Origin of the sequence: Pelobacter propionicus DSM 2379 (genome assembly GCF_000015045.1) — a bacterium.
Lineage (GTDB): Bacteria > Desulfobacterota > Desulfuromonadia > Geobacterales > Pseudopelobacteraceae > Pseudopelobacter > Pseudopelobacter propionicus.
In genome coordinates this window covers 443459-462431 of record NC_008609.1, presented here as the reverse complement: position 1 = coordinate 462431, position 18973 = coordinate 443459, and the positions used below count along the sequence as shown (strand labels likewise).

Annotated in this window: 18 protein-coding genes; 2 read left to right on the top strand and 16 right to left on the bottom strand. The window is 60.9% G+C overall.

The genetic code is table 11. The features are described from left to right. Positions 1–15 precede the first annotated feature (15 nt). The 10 genes from PPRO_RS02150 to mtnP all read right to left on the bottom strand — a co-directional run bounded on the left by PPRO_RS02150 (position 16) and on the right by mtnP (position 9287). Positions 16–1149 (bottom strand): 3'-5' exoribonuclease YhaM family protein, encoded by a 1134-nt coding sequence (locus PPRO_RS02150; protein WP_011734387.1) that lies wholly within the window; start codon positions 1147–1149, stop codon positions 16–18. Positions 1150–1228: 79 nt separating this feature from the next. After that, positions 1229–2827: an NAD(P)/FAD-dependent oxidoreductase gene (locus tag PPRO_RS02145; RefSeq protein ID WP_011734386.1), complete on the bottom strand. Its 1599-nt coding sequence runs from the start codon at positions 2825–2827 to the stop codon at positions 1229–1231. Positions 2828–2830: 3 nt separating this feature from the next. Continuing rightward, positions 2831–3229 carry a response regulator gene (locus PPRO_RS02140; protein WP_011734385.1) on the bottom strand — a complete coding sequence of 133 codons (399 nt, stop codon included), beginning with the start codon at positions 3227–3229 and terminating at the stop codon, positions 2831–2833. Between the two features lie 194 nt (positions 3230–3423). Then, entirely contained in the window at positions 3424–4620 is a 1197-nt protein-coding gene (locus PPRO_RS02135) for a sensor histidine kinase (RefSeq protein WP_041532479.1), read from the bottom strand. A gap of 49 nt (positions 4621–4669) precedes the next feature. After that, a complete protein-coding gene (locus tag PPRO_RS02130) occupies positions 4670–5125 on the bottom strand; it encodes a universal stress protein (protein ID WP_011734383.1) in 456 nt (151 codons plus the stop codon). 23 nt (positions 5126–5148) lie between these two features. Next, positions 5149–5523 (bottom strand): sigma-54-dependent transcriptional regulator, encoded by a 375-nt coding sequence (locus PPRO_RS02125; protein WP_011734382.1) that lies wholly within the window; start codon positions 5521–5523, stop codon positions 5149–5151. 213 nt (positions 5524–5736) lie between these two features. Next, positions 5737–6606: a RodZ domain-containing protein gene (locus PPRO_RS02120; protein ID WP_011734381.1), complete on the bottom strand. Its 870-nt coding sequence runs from the start codon at positions 6604–6606 to the stop codon at positions 5737–5739. An 11-nt stretch (positions 6607–6617) separates the two neighbouring features. Further along, a complete protein-coding gene (locus PPRO_RS02115) occupies positions 6618–7382 on the bottom strand; it encodes a tetratricopeptide repeat protein (RefSeq protein ID WP_011734380.1) in 765 nt (254 codons plus the stop codon). A 92-nt stretch (positions 7383–7474) separates the two neighbouring features. Next, the gene (locus tag PPRO_RS02110; protein WP_011734379.1) at positions 7475–8392 is read right to left on the bottom strand and encodes a PfkB family carbohydrate kinase; all 918 of its coding nucleotides are present in this window, start codon (positions 8390–8392) and stop codon (positions 7475–7477) included. A gap of 31 nt (positions 8393–8423) precedes the next feature. Beyond that, positions 8424–9287, bottom strand: a complete 864-nt coding sequence (gene mtnP / locus PPRO_RS02105) for an S-methyl-5'-thioadenosine phosphorylase (RefSeq protein ID WP_011734378.1) — start codon at positions 9285–9287, stop codon at positions 8424–8426. A 506-nt stretch (positions 9288–9793) separates the two neighbouring features. On the opposite strand from mtnP, the gene PPRO_RS02100 reads away from it, so the two are divergent. Beyond that, the gene (locus tag PPRO_RS02100) at positions 9794–11158 is read left to right on the top strand and encodes a DEAD/DEAH box helicase (protein ID WP_011734377.1); all 1365 of its coding nucleotides are present in this window, start codon (positions 9794–9796) and stop codon (positions 11156–11158) included. 79 nt (positions 11159–11237) lie between these two features. Here the strand turns inward: PPRO_RS02100 and PPRO_RS19245 are convergent, their stop codons facing one another. The 4 genes from PPRO_RS19245 to mtgA all read right to left on the bottom strand — a co-directional run bounded on the left by PPRO_RS19245 (position 11238) and on the right by mtgA (position 15174). Beyond that, complete coding sequence (locus PPRO_RS19245) at positions 11238–12533, bottom strand: sensor domain-containing diguanylate cyclase (protein WP_011734376.1); 1296 nt, start codon at positions 12531–12533, stop codon at positions 11238–11240. Then, complete coding sequence (locus tag PPRO_RS02090; protein WP_011734375.1) at positions 12530–13060, bottom strand: V4R domain-containing protein; 531 nt, start codon at positions 13058–13060, stop codon at positions 12530–12532. Before PPRO_RS02090 ends, PPRO_RS19245 begins: the two co-directional genes overlap by 4 nt. Positions 13061–13099: 39 nt before the next feature. After that, on the bottom strand, positions 13100–14143 hold the full coding sequence (rlmN, locus tag PPRO_RS02085) for a 23S rRNA (adenine(2503)-C(2))-methyltransferase RlmN (protein WP_011734374.1): 1044 nt from the start codon (positions 14141–14143) through the stop codon (positions 13100–13102). A gap of 83 nt (positions 14144–14226) precedes the next feature. Continuing rightward, positions 14227–15174 carry a monofunctional biosynthetic peptidoglycan transglycosylase gene (gene mtgA, locus PPRO_RS02080; protein ID WP_011734373.1) on the bottom strand — a complete coding sequence of 316 codons (948 nt, stop codon included), beginning with the start codon at positions 15172–15174 and terminating at the stop codon, positions 14227–14229. A 176-nt stretch (positions 15175–15350) separates the two neighbouring features. Between mtgA and PPRO_RS02075 the strand changes: the two genes are divergently transcribed. Next, positions 15351–15944, top strand: coding sequence for a HEAT repeat domain-containing protein (locus tag PPRO_RS02075; RefSeq protein ID WP_011734372.1), 594 nt, complete (start codon positions 15351–15353; stop codon positions 15942–15944). Here the strand turns inward: PPRO_RS02075 and PPRO_RS02070 are convergent. Both PPRO_RS02070 and PPRO_RS02065 read right to left on the bottom strand, forming a co-directional pair. After that, positions 15910–17358 carry an HD-GYP domain-containing protein gene (locus PPRO_RS02070; RefSeq protein ID WP_083761166.1) on the bottom strand — a complete coding sequence of 483 codons (1449 nt, stop codon included), beginning with the start codon at positions 17356–17358 and terminating at the stop codon, positions 15910–15912. The genes PPRO_RS02075 and PPRO_RS02070 overlap by 35 nt on opposite strands. Further along, positions 17294–18898, bottom strand: a complete 1605-nt coding sequence (locus PPRO_RS02065) for a HEAT repeat domain-containing protein (protein WP_011734371.1) — start codon at positions 18896–18898, stop codon at positions 17294–17296. The genes PPRO_RS02070 and PPRO_RS02065 overlap by 65 nt, the downstream gene beginning before the upstream one ends. Positions 18899–18973: the final 75 nt, after the last annotated feature.

Sequence of the window (18973 nt, the reverse complement as noted above, 5' to 3'; positions counted from 1 at the left end):
CGGGCCAGGAAGATTCTATTCTTCGTTGGACCCGTTGCCGAACAAGTTCAAATTTTCCAACTTGCGCAGAGGCTGGTTGCTGAACACCTGTTTCTCCCTGCGGGGAACGGGCCGCTGCACCGCCGGCGGGGGAAGCTCTTCCAGCGGTACCACCTGGCAACCCTCCTCGCGGGCGCAGACAGGTTCCTCCTCCCCGTCCAGACCGTTCACCTTGAAGAAATAGCGGTCGTACAGCCGGTGATGGGCGGTCCAGCGGGAACTGCTGGCGGTCTCCTTGGCGATATGGGTGCGGATTCCGTTGATCTTGGAATCCATATCATCCAGGTAGTTCAGGATGGTGGCTTCAACGGTCTTGGGGCGCTTGGGTGAGCCGAATTCATACTGGCCATGATGTGAGAGCAGCATATGTTTCAGCAAGAGCGACAGTTCCCGTGGAAAACCATCCACCTGACGGATTTTGTCTTCCACCAGTTCCACGCCGATGGTGATATGCCCCAGCAACTTGCCGGCATCGGTATAGTCGAAGGCACGCTCGTAACTCATCTCCTGGATCTTGCCAACATCGTGCAGCAGGGCACCCACCACCAGCAGGTCCTCGTTGATCCCCTCGTACAACGGTACGATGGCCCTGATCAGCCTGACCAGCGCCAGTGAATGCTCCAGCAACCCTCCCAGGTAGACATGGTGCATCCCCTTGGCTGCCGGGGCTTTGCAGTACTGATCCATCAGCGGCTCGTCGGCCAGAAATGCCTCCATCAGCCCCTTCAGGTGGGAATTGTCAAGAGCGCCGACCACGTCGCGCAGTTCCTGGCGCATCTCTCCGATGCTGCGGGGCGATTCGGGCAGGAAGTCGGCCAGGTTGACCTCCTCATCCGGGACCCTACTGATCTCGGCCACCACGACCTGCATTTTGTTCATATAGACCGAGGCTTTGCCACGCACCCTGACAAAGTCATTCTTGTCGAAGAGCTTGTCCAGAACGTCCGTGTTGTCCCACAGTTTGGCGTCCACCTCACCGCTCTTGTCCATGAACCGCAGATTCATATACGGTTTGCCGTTCTTGGCCATGGCCATGATCTTTTCCTTGACCAGAAAGACTCCCTTGACCGGATCCCGGTCCTTTATATCCGCAACATACTGTCGTGTCACCTGATGCTCCTTATACATGGATTCGGCAGCTGGAAGACCCCAGCTGCCGGATGAAAGTTACTCTCTGCCCATCATCTTTTCACGCCCGACCATCCAGACTGGCCGCGATGGTATCGGCGATCCTGACGCCGTCAATGGCCGAACTCATGATTCCGCCGGCGTAACCGGCTCCTTCGCCGGCCGGATAGAGCCTGCCGATACCGATGGATTCGAAGCGTTCGTCCCGCACTATCCGTACCGGTGCGGAAGTGCGCGATTCGATGCCGACCAGGACAGCCTCGGCGCAGATGAAGCCGCGCATGCGCCGGTTGAAGTCGACAAGACCCTCCCGCAACGTGGAGATCACAAGGGGGGGCAGGACCTGGTCCAGTTCGGACTCGACGATGCCGGGGCGATAGCTGCTGGAGAGCGCCCTTTGGCCGGGGAGCCCCATAAACGAAAGCACCCCCTGGGCCGGGGCGCGAAAGCCGCCCCCCCCAGCGCTGAAGGCCTTGCGCTCCCAGTGACGCTGGAAATGGATGCCCGCCAGCGGCCCCGGGCCGCCGAAATCGTCCGGGGTCACATTGACCACCAGCGCGCTATTGGCAAAGGGAGAATTGCGCAGTTGACCGCTCATGCCATTGGTGACCACTCCCCCCTGCTCCGAAGCCCCCGCCACCACCACGCCGCCGGGACACATGCAGAAGGAATAGGCGCTGCGACCACTGCCGCGGTTGTTCCAGGCCAGGGCGTAGTCGGCCGGGGGCAGATTCGGGTGGCGCGTGCCGCCGTACTGGATAGCATCGATCAGTGCCTGGGGGTGCTCCACGCGCAGCCCCATGGCGAAGGCCTTGCGCTCCATCGGCACCCCGCGGCGATGCAGCAGTTCATAGGTATCCCGGGCGCTGTGGCCGGTGGCCAGGATCAGCCGGTCGCATGCCAGCTCCTCGCAGTCGTTGACCACGATGGCACGGCAGCGGCCATCGCGCACGATCAGGTCACTGAGGCGGCTGCCGAAACAGACCCTAGTCCCCCGCTCCAGCAGATGGGCGCGCAGGTTGGCAACCACATGGCGCAGGCGGTCGGTGCCGATGTGCGGCTTGGCCAGGTAGCGGACCTCGGGCTGGGCGCCGAAATCCACCAGCCGCTCCAGAACCCAGGGCACCAGCGCATCCCGGGAACGGCTCGTCAGCTTGCCATCGGAAAAGGTTCCCGCCCCCCCTTCGCCGAACTGCACATTGCTCTCTGGGTTGAGTATCCCGTTTCTCCAGAACTGCTGTACGTCCCGCGCCCGCTGCTCCACCGGCTGCCCCCGCTCAATGAGCGTGGCGTTCAACCCGTACTCGGTTAGACGCAATGCGGCGAACAGACCGGCCGGACCGCTGCCCACTATGACGATCCTCTCACTGCTGCGCAGTGAGGGAAACCGGGCAGGCTCCACTTCCGGCACCCACTCCAGCCCATGGGGCGCCGTGGCGTCGGCGATGCGTGAACGCAAGGAGCGCTCATCGGCAACCATGAACGAAATGGTGTACACCAGTTTTACCCGCGGCTTCTTGCGGGCATCGATCCCCTTGCGGACGATACGCAAATCCCGCAACAACGCGGGGGGCAACCCCAGTTGGCCGGCCACCAGCAGGGGAAGGCAGTTTTCATCATCCTGGGGAGATATGCTGAGATTACGAAAGATAAACGGCATTGGTCAGTCCGGCTGGCGTGCATCCCTCTTCAGGAGCTGTTCCACGAGGATGACGATATCCTGGGGAGCCATCGATTTGGGGATATGCACCCTGGCCCCCATCTCGGGGGGTTCATGTTCATGGGGCTCTTCCTTGAACATGGAGGTGAGCATGGCAATCACCGGCGAGGAATCACCCGCCAGCCGGCTGATCTCCATGCAGGTCGATACCCCGCCCATGCGGGGCATGACCAGATCGGACAGGACTGCGTCGGGCGATTGTTCAAGAAACGTCCTCACCCCTTCCCTGCCGTCATTGGCCGTAAGTACCGTGAAGCCTCTCTCTGAGAAGGCATCGCCAAGCAGCTTGAGGAAAAAGGGCTCATCGTCGATGATCAGTATTTTTTTGCGCGTTTCGTTCATGGCATTTCCGTCGGCGGAAATGGGACGATACTACAACAGCTGCGAGGGAAAAGAAACGATTGAATGACGCCCTGAAGACGGCTACTCCCCTTTCGGCGCAAAACCGCCATCAGGGACAACGGAGAGCACCGAGGGCAGGGATACGCGGAAGGGTGGGAAAGCGGCCAGATGAGGAAAACCACGGGAAAGGGGAATCAGCTTGAACGAAGCGCCTCCTCCCTGCATACCGGAAATTCCAGCCGGACAACGGTCCCCTCCCGACTGGAGCGCTCAACCCTGACGCTCCCGCCGCACAGGCGGGCGATGCGCTTGACCACCGGCAGTCCAACGCCGGTACCGCGGGGCTTGGTGGTAAAAAACGGGTCGAAGATCCTGGGCAGGGCATGCTCAGGTATGCCCTTGCCGCTATCCTCAACCCTGACCACAACCATATCCTCTTCCACGGCGATGCCAACTCCCAGGCGCCCGCCACCGGGCATCTCGTCCAGGGCGTTCAGGAACAGGTTGGTGAATACTTGCTCCAGTTCGGCCGCATCCGCCTTGATGGGGGGTGGAGTCAGCTCATAGCGTCGCTCCAGACGGATTTTTCCGGTCTCGATCTGCGGGGCGAAGACCTCCAGGGCGGTATCGATGACCCGATCGATGCGCACATCCGACGTAACGTTACGCGAACGCGAGGACATATTCAGCAGCTTGCGGATGATGGCATCGATTCTCTCAATCTCCTTGATGATCTTGCCCAAGTATTCTTCCTGATCCGGGTCGATGCTGTTCTGGCGCATGAGCTGGGTGAAGAGCGATATGGAATTGAGCGGGTTGCGGATATCGTGGGCCATACCGGCGGCCAGGTACCCCATGGCGGCCAGCTTTTCAGTCTGGGCAATCTCGGAATGAGCCTTCTGCAGCGACTCGGTCTTTTCCCTGATCAGCTGGTGGAAGTCCTGCTGGCAGGTTTCCAGCTGGAGCAGCAGCAGCTCCTGTTCGAGTTGGAGCCTCCTGTTGCCCAATTCCAGCTCACGGATACGCAGTAATGAGTCCAGGCGCCCAATAAGATCAGCGCTGGTGATCGGCTTGGAGAACCACTCCACGCTCAACTCCCCTGCCAGCTGGGCCGCTCTCTTCAGCTGGCATCGGGGGGAGGAAACGATCAGGTAGGTGGAGGGGAAACGAGATCCGATCTCCCCCAGAACCGTGCACAACTCGGCGTCGACGGCCTGGCAATCGATCAGGGCAAGCTCAGCCCTGCTATCGCCGATCAGCCCGATCCCCTCAGTGACGGATCCGGCGACGTACACGCGATAGCGCTGGCGCGAGAGGATCGCTGCAATCCTCTCGCCAGCAGTGCCATCGCCATCAATGACAACGATGGCTGCTTTGGTTTCGGGAGACATGATCTGGTCCATGGGGAGCCATGGCCGCTCAGTACGGCGCATGGTCGGGCTAGCTGGATTCCGCCGGCAGGCGGATACTGAGCACAGGATGGGGAGAACTGCGTACGACACGTGCTGCGGTACTGCCGAAAATGATACGGTCAAGGCCGGTACGGCCGTGGGTGCCGACAACGATCAGGGAGGCGTCGATTTCCTGTGCCTTGCGGATGATCTCTTCGTAGGGAATGCCGGTAACGACACTGGTCTCGAAATTTTTGTAATCGCTCAATTTTTCCCGGCAGAATGTCTCCATCATCTCGGCCGCGCCCGCCTCGATCTCCTTTTCAAGTTGCTCGAAGGAGATGTGCGGCACATAGAAACCGCGCAGGTCGATCGGCTCGTTGATCACGTGCATGACCGTAAGCCGGGCATTGAACTGCCTAGCAAGCATCAGGGCGCAGTCAAAGGCATAGGTGGAATTCTCCGAAAAATCGATGGCGATCAAGATCCGTTCGAACGGTTTCATCATGCACCTCCTTGTGAAAACAATCAGCCCTTCTTGAAAACCTTGGCGATGATTCTTTTAAGCTCATCGATCTTGACCGGCTTGTTAATGTATTCAAAGGCGCCCAGATTCATGGCCTCGATATAGGATTCAACCTCGCCGTAAGCGGTGATCATGATGACATTGCTGGCAGGACGGATCTTGTTCAGTTCGCGCAGAAATGCCATGCCGTTCATCTCCGGCATGTTGATATCGGTGATGACCAGTTCCACGTCCCTGGCGCGCAGATAGGTAAGCGCCTCCTGGCCGTTGCCAGCTGATGCCACTTCGTACCCCTCCCGGGTAAGAATCTTCGACAAGGCAATACGGGCGTTTTCCTCATCATCAACGACCAGTATGCGTTTCTTCTGTTCTGCCACGACGCACTCCCCCACATTAGACTATGGATACGAGTCTAGCACCTGGCCGGCAGCTGTCAAGACCACCCGCCAATTTTTACAGATCTTAACACGTATGATTTTACTGCCTATTTTTGATAAACCGGGGCATGAGAGCGGAGAGGGGGCACAGGGGAACTTCAGGGGGGCGGCGAGCACATCGCTTTACGCCCCGCCATGGAGAGCAGCTGATGCCTACTGCTGCCTGATGCCGTTGGCGTCCAGCAGCACGTATACCGGGGCACCGTTCGCGCCCAGGGAACCGAGTGATCTGCCGTTCAACTCAACGACCGCGCTGCCGGCGTTGGACAGCTCCAGGGCAATGGTCCGGTCGGCTTTCCACTCAAAGGTATCGCCACTGGTCAGCTCGTAGTGCTGGGATGTGGTGCCGTCCATGGTAACGGCCAGGGAAGCGTTATGAATGACCCTCAGGCGCACCACTACGCCCCGGGAGACTTCAGCCGCCGCATCGGGGTGAGCACCCTTCTCTGCCTGAGCCTCGTCATGACTCTGGGGTTGTTCGGCTTCGACCACCGGTTCTGCCTCCTCGGTAAGCGCAACGGTTGCCGAACTGGAGAGCGCCGGCTGGATCGCCGCCACGGGAACGGCAGTCGGCAGAGGCAGGGGACGAGGAAGATGACGCCGGGGAAGAGGGGAATGGTCGAGGAGGACCGAAGTGACGATCATCATCAGCAGCAGAACGGCCGGCAGAAACAGCTTCTTCCAGGGAAAGGAACGTCTCACGCTCCTGAACGACCGTTTTTTCTCCGGCCGGCCGTCGCCGCCCTCTCCTGGCGGCACATGCTGCCGCTCGCACAAACGGATCATGTCGTCCGGACTGAGGCCCAGATAGTCGGAATAGATGCGCAAAAAACCTTTCAGATATGCCGGGTTGGCAAACTCGGTGAAGCGGTCCTGTTCCAGCGCCCTGAGATGATGCTCGGCAATCTTGGTCGCTCCCGCAGCGTCCTGGATGGAAGCGCCGCGGAATTCGCGGCATCTCCTGAGGATCGTTCCGGGTGTACTTGCACCGTGATCGGCGTTGTTGGTCTCTCTGTCGGACACGCAAGCCTCACTTACTTCAGCAGTTCCAGGTACCCCATGGCCGAACGCCCCAACTCAGTGTTCGGCTTGATACGGATGACTTCACGGAAGGCGTTTCGTGCCGCGGGAATATTCTGCACTTTCAGATAGGCCAGCCCCAGGTGGTAGTGGGCATCTCCATAGTCCTGGTAGATATCTATCACCCGCTGATATTCGGCAATGGCCTGCTCGGGGCGATCCATGGCGAAATAGACCCGTCCCAGGGAAAGGCGGGCCTCAAGCCTGCGGGGATTGCCGCGCAGAATGGCGTTCAATTCAGCCAGGGAGCGGGGATAATCACCCTTGCCCAGATAGGCCAGTGCCAAGTTTATGGCCGCGTTTTCGGTGAATTCGAAAAAGAGATCATCCTTGACGATCTTGAACTGCTGAATGGCGTTGTCCCAGCGCTTGAGCTCCAGGTAGGCCACCCCCAGGTCATTGCGTGCCGTGGAATAGTTCGGCTTGAGGGTGATCGCCCTGAGAAAGCGGGGTTCGGCGAGATCGGGTCGCCGTTTTCCCATGTAGGCGATTCCCAGGTTGTAGAGCACCTCGGGATTGTCCGGTTCGAGTTTAGCCGCTTCGGTCAACTCCACCAGCGCGCCGGTGTAGTTGCGCTCCCCCAGATAGGACAATCCCATCTGGTAGTGATAGGAGCCGAGGTTACTCTCGGTTTGCCAGGGGTTACGAGTGCTGACGCACCCGGCCACGGCAAAGAGAGCAACAAGCAGGAGCGTAATATGGCGGAGACGTAATCTCATACTGGGCCGATCTGGTTGAAGTACCCTCTCTGCGTAACGGGCGAACGCTATCAAATCCAGCCTTCATTGTCAATGAACCACAGGAGTTAGGGCTACAGGGACGCGATGTCGCGGAAGCTGGTTAATGCCTTGAAACTCTTGAAGCGGGATTCGATCTCGCAAAACTCCAGGCGCTTCATGCGCTCAAGACTGAAGTCCTCCACGTTGAACGACGCCATCACGCTTCCGAAAACGATCGCCTGGCGGATTCCGGCATCGCTCAGGTCACCGGTATTGGCCAGGTACCCCATGAAGCCGCCGGCAAAGGTGTCGCCAGCGCCGGTGGGGTCGAAAACTTCCTCCAGGGGGTAGGCCGGGGCGGCAAAAACCGAATCGGCGGTAAACATCAGCACGCCGTACTCTCCGCGCTTGACTACCAGACGTTTGCACCCCAGGGAGATGATGGCGCGGGCCGCCTTGACCAGGTTTGCCTCCGAGGTGAACTGACGCGCCTCTGCCTCGTTGATGACCACGATATCCACCTTGCGCAGCACCTCCGTCAGCGCCTCGGGCTTGGAGGATATCCAGAAGTTCATGGTATCGCAGGCCACTAGCCGGGGGGAACGCACCTGCTCCAGCACCTGCATCTGCAACTCGGGATCGATATTGGCCAGGAAGAGGTACTCAGCGTCGCGGTAGCTTTCGGGCAGATCGGGACGGAACTCCATCAGCACGTTCAACTGGGTGTCCAGGGTCTGGGCTTCGTTCAGGTCATAGCCGTACTTCCCGCTCCACTGGAATGTCTTGCCCGGAATGCGCTGCAGACCGGCGGTATCGATGGAGCGCGACTGGAGAAAACTCACATGCTCCTCGGGAAAATCCTCGCCCACCACCGCCACCAGCGAGACATCGCTGAAAAAACTGGCTGCGGTGGAAAAATAGGTAGCAGACCCGCCCAGCACATGCTCTCCCCTGCCAAAGGGGGTTTCCACCGTGTCAAAAGCCACGGTACCGACGACAACGATGCCCATGAATACTCCTCTCCTGTCAGGTGATTAGGTACTACAGATACTTGCCGACGATCAGGTCAAGCTTGCGCCTCGTCTCCGCCGGTATGACGCTTCTGTCGGTCAGTACGGCGTACTGCATGGCGGTTGCGCAGGCACAGTTCCTCACGGCGCGGATCTCCGTCACGGCCTGACGGATGATGCTCTTGGCCATGGCCACGTTGCGGCGAATGATCTCCAGGATCGCCTCCACCGTCACGTCGTCGTGGGTCTCGTGCCAGCAGTCGTAATCGGTGGACAGGGCGATGATGCCGTAGCAGATCTCGGCCTCCCTGGCCAGCTTGGCTTCGGTCAGGTTGGTCATGCCGATCACCGACGCATCAAGGGAGCGATACATGAACGACTCGGCACGGGTGGAGAAGGCCGGCCCCTCCATGCAGACGTAGGTCCCGCCCCTGTGGACGGTGGCGCCGGCGGTGAGCGCCGCCCGGTACAGCAGGACCGAGAGCTCGTGGCAGACCGGATCGGCAAAACCGGCATGAGCCACCAACCCGTCGCCGAAAAAGCTGTCCCGGCGCACCCCCTTGGTGCGATCAACGAACTGGTCCGGAATAACGATGTGCCCCGGTTCGATGGATTCCTTCAGGCTGCCCACGGCAGAAACCGAGATGATCCGTCCCACCCCCAGCTGCTTCATGCCATGGATGTTGGCGCAATAGTTGACTTCCGAGGGGAGCAGACGGTGTCCGCGACCATGGCGCGGCAGAAACACCATGGGCACACCGCCCAGCATACCGGTCACATATTCGTCGGAGGGGGCGCCAAAGGGGGTCTCCAGCCTGACCCGCGCCACATCCTCAAGCCCTTCCATCTCGTACAGCCCGCTCCCTCCGATGACGCCGACCGCATCCATAGCCATACCTATGATTTCCTTTCGTCATACAGCCATAAGTCCGCTCCGCAATGGAGAAGAGCGGCATAAACCGCCTCGAACTTTACGGGTTTCGGGCACAAAGCACAACAGTTATTTTATCCGCCAATTACGCCCAATCCGGCCATAAACAGCCACATCCCGGCAGAAAAGTCAGGCTTTGCAAAAGAAATGCTTGCGTTTGCCGGCAAACGCCTCTATCTTACCAAGTGGACTGTCACACAGAGCAACGGCACGGTGTCCGTTGCTCTTCCCGTATCATCGCTTACCGATCCCCTGATTCAATCCCTCTTTTATTGAACTTGGCAGTACGTTTGGCAGGCGAAGATTGTTCACCGGAGTCCCGGCATTCACGGCATAGCGCCTCAAATGTCATCCGGTGTTGCACAGCCTTGCACACGCGGCACTGCCGTCCCTGTCCTGCGGATCATCCGGTTGATCCCACGGCCCGCGTGCGCTTTCGCAATGACACCACCCACACAGAAGGAACATGCATGACGTTTGAAGAGCTCAACCTCACCCCTGCCATCCTCAAGGCGGTGACCGCCTGCGGCTACACCACCCCGACCCCGATCCAGCAGCAGGCCATTCCGGTGGTCATGACCGGCAGCGACCTGATCGCCACGGCCCAGACCGGCACCGGCAAGACCGCCGCCTTTGTACTGCCGGCGCTGCAGCGGCTCAGCACCCCTTCCTCTGTCCCCGGCAAGGGGCCGCGGGTACTCGTTCTGACCCCCACCCGCGAACTGGCCGGCCAGTGCATTGACGCAGCCCGCAGCTACGGACGTGGAGCACGTCTGCGCTGCGGCTCCATCCTGGGGGGCATGCCCTACCGGGAGCAGTTGCGCCTGCTCTCCGCGCCGGTGGACCTGATCGTCGCCACGCCGGGACGTCTGCTGGACCACCTGGAGCGGGGAAGCATAGCCCTCAACCGCCTGGAGATGCTGGTGCTGGACGAGGCCGACCGCATGCTGGACATGGGCTTCAGCGAAGACATGGAAAAGATTGTTTCCGCCGCTCCCCAAGAACGCCAGACCCTGATGTTCACCGCCACCATGGGTACCACCGTTCTCAAGCTGGCGGAAAAAATGCTGCGCAACCCGCAACGGATCGAGTTGGCAGTGCGCACATCATCCCACGAACTGATCGAGCAGCGCCTGCACGTGGCCGACAACCTGGGCCACAAAAAGGAGCTGTTGCGCCATCTGGTCAGCGACAAGGGCCTGACCAGGGCGATCATCTTCTCGGCCACCAAACGCGATGCCGATGAACTGGCCCGCGAACTGAGCCGCGAGGGGCACCCGGCTGCGCCGCTGCACGGCGACATGAATCAGTTCGCCCGCAACAAGACAATCGAGCGCATGCGCAAGGGCGCCATCCGCCTGCTGGTGGCCACCGACGTGGCTGCCCGTGGACTGGACGTAAACGGCATCAGCCACGTGATCAACTTCGACCTGCCCCGCTTTGCCGAGGATTACGTCCACCGCATCGGCCGCACCGGACGGGCCGGAGCTTCCGGCATCGCCATCTCCTTCGTATCTCCGTCGGAGCTGAGTTATCTGGAGCGCATCGAGCGCTTCATCGGCAAGAAGCTGCCTGAGCAGAACATCGAAGGGCTTGCGCCGCTGTCGGTACTGCGGCGTGTGTCCGGCGGGGGAGCACCGGGGAAGAGAAAATCTCCCGGCGGCGGACGCTACGGAAAGACCGGTTTCAAGGGAAAGGCGTCGGGAGCACAGGGCAAACCCTGGAACAACGCTGCCAAGTCATCCCCAGGCCGCACCTCACGTGAGCCTGCCCGTCAGCCGGTGGTGGAGTACCGCAGCCGCCGGGCCGAGAACCAGTCCGGTCGCACCCTGTAACACCAGCTGCAGTTCCCCGTCATACCCCATCGTCTGGCCCGCACCGTGAATGGTGCGGGCCAGACCCCTTACGCAAGCATTATCCCCTCTTCTGCTTTCGCAACGCCTTGTCGGCATACATGCGGGCATCGGCATCCGCCAGCGCCTGGGCAACCTCACCACTGTTCAGCGCCGTTGCCACTCCCAGCGACATCCTCACCGCCGGACCTTCCTCGGTGGCGTTGTAGCTCTCCTCGCAGGCCCTGATGCGGCCCAGCAGGACGGTCGCGGCCTCGGTCCCCATGCAGGGGAGCAGAACCACGAATTCGTCGCCCCCCGTACGGGAGATAATGTCATCATCCCGGAATGCCATCAGCAGGACAGCGGCAGCCCCCTTGATCAGCCGGTCGCCCATGGCGTGGCCCAGGGTGTCGTTGACCGTTTTCAGGCCGTCCAGGTCAGCTGCGATAATGCTCAGGGGAAAGTCCCGGGAATGGGTCGCCCGTTCCAGCTCGGCATCGAAGAATGCCCGGTTATAGAGTCCGGTTAACGAGTCGTGGTTGCTCAGATAGGTAAGCTCTTGCTCGACAGCCTTGCGTGTCGAAATGTCACGGGAGACTCCTACGAAATCTTTCAGTTTTCCCGCTTTATCCGTAATGGCTGAGATCACCATCTCAACGTGAACACAACGACCATCCCTGCAAAGCTGTTCCACCTCGATGCTGTCGAAGAAGACGGAAACATCAGCGGTCTGGCGAAAGCGTTCCATGTTCTGCGCCATCTTCTCCATGACCCGCACCCGTGAATCAGGGGCCAGGGATTCCTCAAACGTCTCGGCCAGCGCCTCCTCAACACTCAGTCCGCGGAGCCTGGTGATATAGGGCCCCACATAGGTGAAGCGCAGCGTGGTAGCATCCATGATCCAGATAACCACGTTGACATTTTCGGTGATCAGCCTGAAGCACTCCTGGTTTTCCCGCAACGCCTCCGCCATGGCCAGCTGCTGGGCCAGTTCTTCCTGTAACCTGGCATTCATGCGCTCCATGTCCCGGCGCGCCTCGGCCAGACTGACAACCATGGCGTTGAAACTTGCCGCGAACTCGCCCATGAAATCAACCCGCTGGCTGAAGTCTCCCGCCGCAACCTGCCGCGTCTGCCAGGTGAGATGACGCAGGCTGGCCTGGAGCGACTTCAGCCCTCCGGCGACCGGGCCGCCGAAGCCCGTGAGCGACGTGCTCAGATCACCGTTGCCCAGCGCAACGGTGAAGCATTGTACAGCCGCAAGATACTCGGCCAACCGCCGCAGTTCATCGGCGCAGACGGCATCGTCGGGAATGGCCTCCGGCACACGTCCCTTGGCCAACTGTTCCAGTATGCGGCAGGTCGAATCGCTCATGGGACATCCGCCTCGGCCCTGAAGCGGCAGGTGCGATCACCGGTGCACCAGCAATCCACCTCCTTGACCACGAATTTTTTACCACAGAAGCCCTCCAGCAGGGCCGCTATGAACCCCTCGTCGTAGGTGCAATACTGCACCCCAGTTTCGGGCAGGCCGGAGCAGTCCAGGTCTTCCGATACGGTGATAACGAAGCAGCCTTTCTCCGGCTCGCTCTCCTCGACGCGCAGGATGCCGATGCCCATCTCCCTCAGCACCCCCTGCAGCTTGGTGACGAACGCGCCCAGGTCGCTCTGCGGACCAATCAGGTGGCTATGAAACTCCCTGCCGGCCAGGTAGCCCGCATCGTAAAATATGCGGTCTGTCTCTTCCGGGCCGAAGCGTTGTTCCAAGACATCGCGGAAGCTGAACTGCATCAGGCGATACACCTCCAGCCGGGTGTGCAAGCCAAGATTGGGACGCCCCTGTTCCAGGTCCCCCAGAAGACTCCAGGAGAACTCATATTTCCTTCTGCTCTCTTCACCCATACCGCCCCTCCCCCTGCCGTCCAGACAGGCTTGCAGACTCTATTCCGTCGGCTGTCTAGCCGCGTCAAGCTTTCCCTTCAACTGGCCGCAGGCAGCGGAGATGTCACTGCCGCGGCTGTCGCGGGTAATCACCGTCACATGGCGGTCGATCAGGTATTTGTGAAAGGCATCGATGGCCGCCCGGGTGGGAGAGCGGAATTCACACCCCTGGAACTCGTTAAAGGGAATCAGGTTGACCTTGTTGGGGATATCGCTAGTCAGGCGCAACAGCCGCTTGGCATCCTCCAGCGTGTCGTTCAGCCCCCCCAGCATGACGTATTCGAAGGTGACCTTGCGGCGTCCGGGAAGCGGGAACTCCCGGCAGGCGCTGAGCAGCTCCTTCAGCGGATAGCGGCGGTTGATCGGCATGATCCGGTCGCGCAGTTCGTCGGTGGTGGCGTTCAGCGATACGGCCAGATTGACGTTGGGCAACTCCCGGCCAAGTCGCTCCATCTCCGGCGCCAGTCCGCAGGTGGAGACCGTGACTCGGCGGTTGGAGAGCTGCAGGCCATTACCGTCGATCATGATGTGGATGGCCGGGATGACGTTATCCAGGTTGTGCAGCGGCTCCCCCATGCCCATCATGACGATGTTGCGTATCTCCACATCGCGCCGCACGGCCATGATCTGGTTGACGATCTCGGCCGTGGTCAGGTTGCGGGTCAGCCTGAACGTCCCGGTGAGACAGAACGCGCACCCCATGGCGCACCCCACCTGGGAGGAGATGCAGAGGGTGTTGCGCCCCTCGTCCGGTATGAGCACCGACTCCACCGAATTGCCGTCTTCCAGGCCGAACAGGTACTTGCGCGTACCGTCGCCGCCCACCTCAACGGCCTCCGGCTCCAGGTTGCTGATGTACGCCTTCGCCTCCAGCTCCGCCCGCAGATCCTTGGATATGTTGGTCATCTCCTGGAAGCTGCGGGCATCGTGCTGGTAGATCCATTTGAAGACCTGGGTGGCGCGGAAGCGCTCCTTGCCCTGCCCCCGCAGAAACTGCTCCAGAGCAGGCAGGGTCAGGTTTTTCAGGTCGGTTTTTTCGGTCATGGGGCAATGCTCCTGATTCATCTCGCTCATCTTCCCGCGGTAATGCCGCGGAGACTACCCGTGCAGCTTTCCCGGGGACGGCACTACCTCTCCGCTCCCTCGGACAGCGGTACTACCTGTTCAGCGCCATTTTCAGGAGCCGTCGGGACCGCAGCCGGCTCGGCGCCCGCCTCAGGCGGCTCAGCCGGCAGATCCGTCAGGGGCGGCTCCGTCGGCTCCTCCTGCCTGGCCGACGACGGCGACTGGAAAACCGGCGGCTGGGCAATCTCCCGGTCCACCTTGCGCTGCAACCCGCTGATGTTGGGTTGTTCCGCCAGGGCTGCCCGGTATTCGTTGCGGTCCAGGACGCCTTTTTTGTAGAGCAGCCGGATAATCATGTCCGAGCGTTGCAGGACGCGGCGCAGATTCTTGTAGGGGTTGTAGGCCAGCCGGGGACCGGGAAGCATGGCAGCCAGGAAGGCGCACTCGCGGGTAGTCAGGGCCGAAGCCGGTTTTCCGAAGTAGTAGCGCGAACCATGGCCGATACCGTAGACCATCGGCCCCAGCTCAACCACATTCAGGTACAGCTCGATGATGCGCCCCTTGGTCAGTTCCCGCTCCATGCGCCAGGCCAGATACAACTCCTTGACCTTGCGGGTGACGGTCTTTTCCCGGGAGAGGAACAGGTTTTTGGCTGTCTGCTGGGTGATGGTGGAGGCGCCGCGGACGAAACTCTTCTTTTCCAGGTCGTATTTGATAGCCTGCTTGATGGCCTTGACGTCAAAACCCTCGTGTTTGTAGAAGTTGCTGTCCTCCGCCAAGATCACGGCCCACTTCATTTCCGGCGGTATCTGGGCGGAACGGGTCCAGTAGCGGTTTTTGGGACCGACCACGAAGGGGTGGTAATCCCCCTGCCAGTCCTTTACCTGAATGGTCGTGGTGAATTTTCTGTTCACCAGGTCGGTTACCGGCCGCAGCATGGCCAAGGAGATAACAACGTAGAGCAGATAAATTCCCACGGCCAGCAGCAGCAGCTTAAAAAAACGTATCACGGAACGAACCTCTTGCGGGATGGTATGGCAGTTACGCTTAAAACAGCGCAACACACTACCATCTGTTGCGCTTTTTTTCCATCGCAGAGTTTGCGGGACGCCTGTGCCCCCTTTCAGTCGGACATTGCGCAAAATATGACGTTGTTCCGGCGGTTTTTTTCTGTTAAAAACGTGTCATGCACGAAACCGTTCTACGGAGAATACAGGCCCTGCGGCCGCTGCTCAGAGACACAACCCCCGAGGTGCGCGACGCCGCCGCAGGGGCTATTGAACGCCTTGAGGGCATTTCGAGCCTGGATGAAATCCTGTTGTCTCTGAAAAGGGGGGACATGGGAACACGGATCAAGGCGATCTATTCCCTGGGAAAGATCGGTGGCGAGAGGGTCATCCCTGCCTTGGTCTACTGCACACGGCGGCCCGAGGATGATATCAGGGCGGTTGCGGTGGAGGTGCTGGGCTCGCTCGGCAACACCGCCACGCTGCCGGCACTGCTGGAGAGGCTGGATGACCGGTCTGCCGCCATCCAGGCCAGGGCCATCGCGGTCCTGGGCAATTTCAGCGCCACCCCCGAACTGCACGGCCGACTGCGACCCTTTCTGGATGCCGATGACGGTTCACGGGAGGCCGAGGCGGCGCTGGCCCTGGCCCGCCTGGGTGACCACTCCTCCGCCGCTCGCATCGAGGCCCTGCTCGCCTCACCACACCCATCCACCCGCCAGGCAGCCGCCACCGCCCTCAGCATCCTGCCGATAGACGCTCCTCGGCCATAACATATTTACCCACGTCGATATTCTTGAGGAGCGGATCAACCACCCCGACGATACCAGCGTAACGGCAGCCGTCCGGCTTGACCAGGGCAAGATCGCGGGGCGCTTCAAGCAGGGTTCCGTCAGCCTCGAACAGCACCCTGACCAGGGGCGCCTCCTCGTCCAGCGGATTGGGGCGGTACACCACCGCCACTTCGTTGGTGTCCAACCGTACCAGCGTCCCCACCGGATATTTTCCCATCATCCCGGCGAAACGCTTCACCAGCTCCCCGTCCAGCACCGTGCCTGCCATGCTCCACAGCTTGTCCAGGGCTGTCTGGGGAGTGACCGGAAACTGGTAGACCCGCACGGTGGTAACGGCATCGTAGGTATCCGCGACAGCGACAATATCGATCATCTGATCGAGTGGCAGGGTACGGGCCCGGTCCGGATAGCCGTTGCGGTTGAAGTGCACATGGTGCCCCAGCACGACCCGGGCAATGCGCTGGCTGATCCCCTCCATCTGGCAGATGATGGTGTAGCCCAGGTCCGGGTGGCGCTTGATTTCCTCGAACTCGAGACTGGAGAGCTTTCCCGGCTTGTTGAGGATCTGTTTGGGCACCAGGGTCTTGCCGATATCGTGCAACTGCCCGGCAATGCCCAGTTCCCTGACCAGGGAAATATCCAGCCCCAGGGACGCGCCCAAGGCCATGGCCAGCACCCCCACGTTGACGCAGTGGGTAAAGGTGTAGTTGTCGTAATCCTTGATCATGCTCAGCCCCAACAGGGTCGAGGGGTCCCGCATGGTGATGTCGGCCATGCGGTCCACCACCCGGATGACCGGGGCGCTGCTGGGTATGCGCCCCTGCTCGATATCGCGACAGACGCCGCGGATGGCGCCCAGGGCACTGCCGTAAATTTCCCGGTGATCCCCCTCCGACTCGCCGTCCTCATGGACGCCGGCGCACTCCTCATCCTGGCGCAGCAGTCGGATATGATCGATGCGTGCCAGCTTAAGGGCGGAGCGGATCTCGTCCAGACCGTTGTTCCTGGCTGACAGGAGGCGGACAAATCCCTGCAGCTCGTCAAGGGCCAGCCCGGCCGAGAAGGTTATGCGGCCGACCTCCTTTTCCATCATGCGATTGACCAGGTCGACAACTGCTGCGGAGGGAGCGATGAAGAGGTGATCATCGAAGAGCAGGGCGCCATCAACGATCACCCAGGAAAAACTGGGGACGCGCCTGAGCAGGGCAGCCATGCTCCTGTCAAGCTCCAGCAGTGGCTGGCTGATGGCGGGGTGCGACGCGGGATAGAAGGCCATTCCCTTGACCGCGCCGGAAAAAACGGTGACCATCCGCAGGGCGGCCTGCTTGTCAAGCGCCTGCACGTCTGCCGCCTCCCGTCCGCTCCATGGAGTCGATAACAACAGTGCAGGCATGCCCAAGCTCTCCCGATGCATGCGCCATCTTCCTGAGAACCGGGATGGCGCGCGGCTCGCCCAGCCCAGCCAAACAGGTGACCACATGGATCTTCAGGGCGGTCCAGCGGTTACGTGCCATCAGCGGACGACGCTGCAGCATCTCCAGCAGGCGCGGCACAACGGAGCTATCGCCGATCATGGCGACTGCAGCCAGGGCATTGATCTTGAGAGGCAAACTCTTCAGGAACAGGTCGTCCGCGCAGATGAGCTGCATCAGCGCCCCCACCGACCGGCGGCTGCGCATCCCGCCCAGGGACGCCATGGCCTGGGGGAGCAGCAACGGATCATTTCCCTTGAGAACGGCAATGATGGCCGTCTCGGCATCCCTGCCACCGATTTTTGCCAGGCTGCGGATAGCCTCCTTGCAGACCCGGTTATCTTCATGCCGAAGGCACTCACGCAGGACCGGTAACACCCCGGGGCTGGCGATATCTCCCAGAATGGCAACCAGATTGCGGATCACGTACCAGCGCTGGTCCGACATCATAGCCGTAATCGCCGGCACGGCCCGCTCCCCCGCCTGAACCAGCAGGGTGGCCAGCGCCTTGCGCCGGGCGCGGCTTTCGCTGGCCGCCAGCAGCTCCACCACGAGGGAAATGGCGGCAGTGTCCGCGGAGCTGAACAGCGTCGCCAGGGTCTCCGGAGCCGCGCCCTCCGTGTCGGCCGGCGGATCGAGCAGAAAAAGCAGCAGCGCCCGCTGGCCGGCCAGCTGTTCCAGCCCGGAGCGGGCATGTTCACCCATCTCCCGGTCCGGGCCATGGGCGTGCAGCGCCAACAGTTCCACCAGAGGCAGCAACGGGGCCAGGCTGTTCCGCGACACCATGAGATCGGCACAGGCGGTAGCCTGGCGCACCAGCATCAGATACTCATGCCCATCCCGTGCCCTGGCCAGGCGAAGCAGCAGGGATCGCAGCGTCTCTTCCGAGTCGGGCCGATCCTCAGCGGAGACAGGCAACGCTTCACTCTCCGCGACGACGGAGACAACCGGCCGTTCAAGCTCATCAACCCCCGGTGGCACGATGCCGCTCGCCTCCACGCCGCGCCGCTTCCCCTGGATGGCGGAGAGATCCAGTTCGTTGACCCAGATGGTCCGTACGCCCCGTTCGGCCATGATTTTTTCCATACCGCCGGCCGCATGAACCTCTTCCGGAGACAGGGCAAGGGTCCTGACCAGATCCAGGAGATCCTCGGGAAAGAGATCGGCGAGAAAGGTTATCCTCTGCACACGCCTGCTGAAGAGTTCGAAGGAAAGGGCCAGCGACAGGCGCGTCGCATCCTTGAGCGCCCCACCATCGGGAAGGGAAAAACCGGTACGGCCGGAGACGAGTGTCAGGGAATGACCGGCAAGCAGGGCCTGCATGGCCGCGTGGGCCTGCCTGATGCTGTTCGTACGGCCGGGGTGTCCCGTGGGGTAGAACTTCCACGCCCGTAACGTCCTGTAGATGCTGGCTAAGGCATCACTGGTTTCCTGAGAAGAGGAAGGACGGTAGAAATCCATTGTTCATTCCTTGTTTGCTGGCAATAAGGTGGCTGCAATGATATACCGAAAACCGGCTTTGTCAATTCCCGTGAG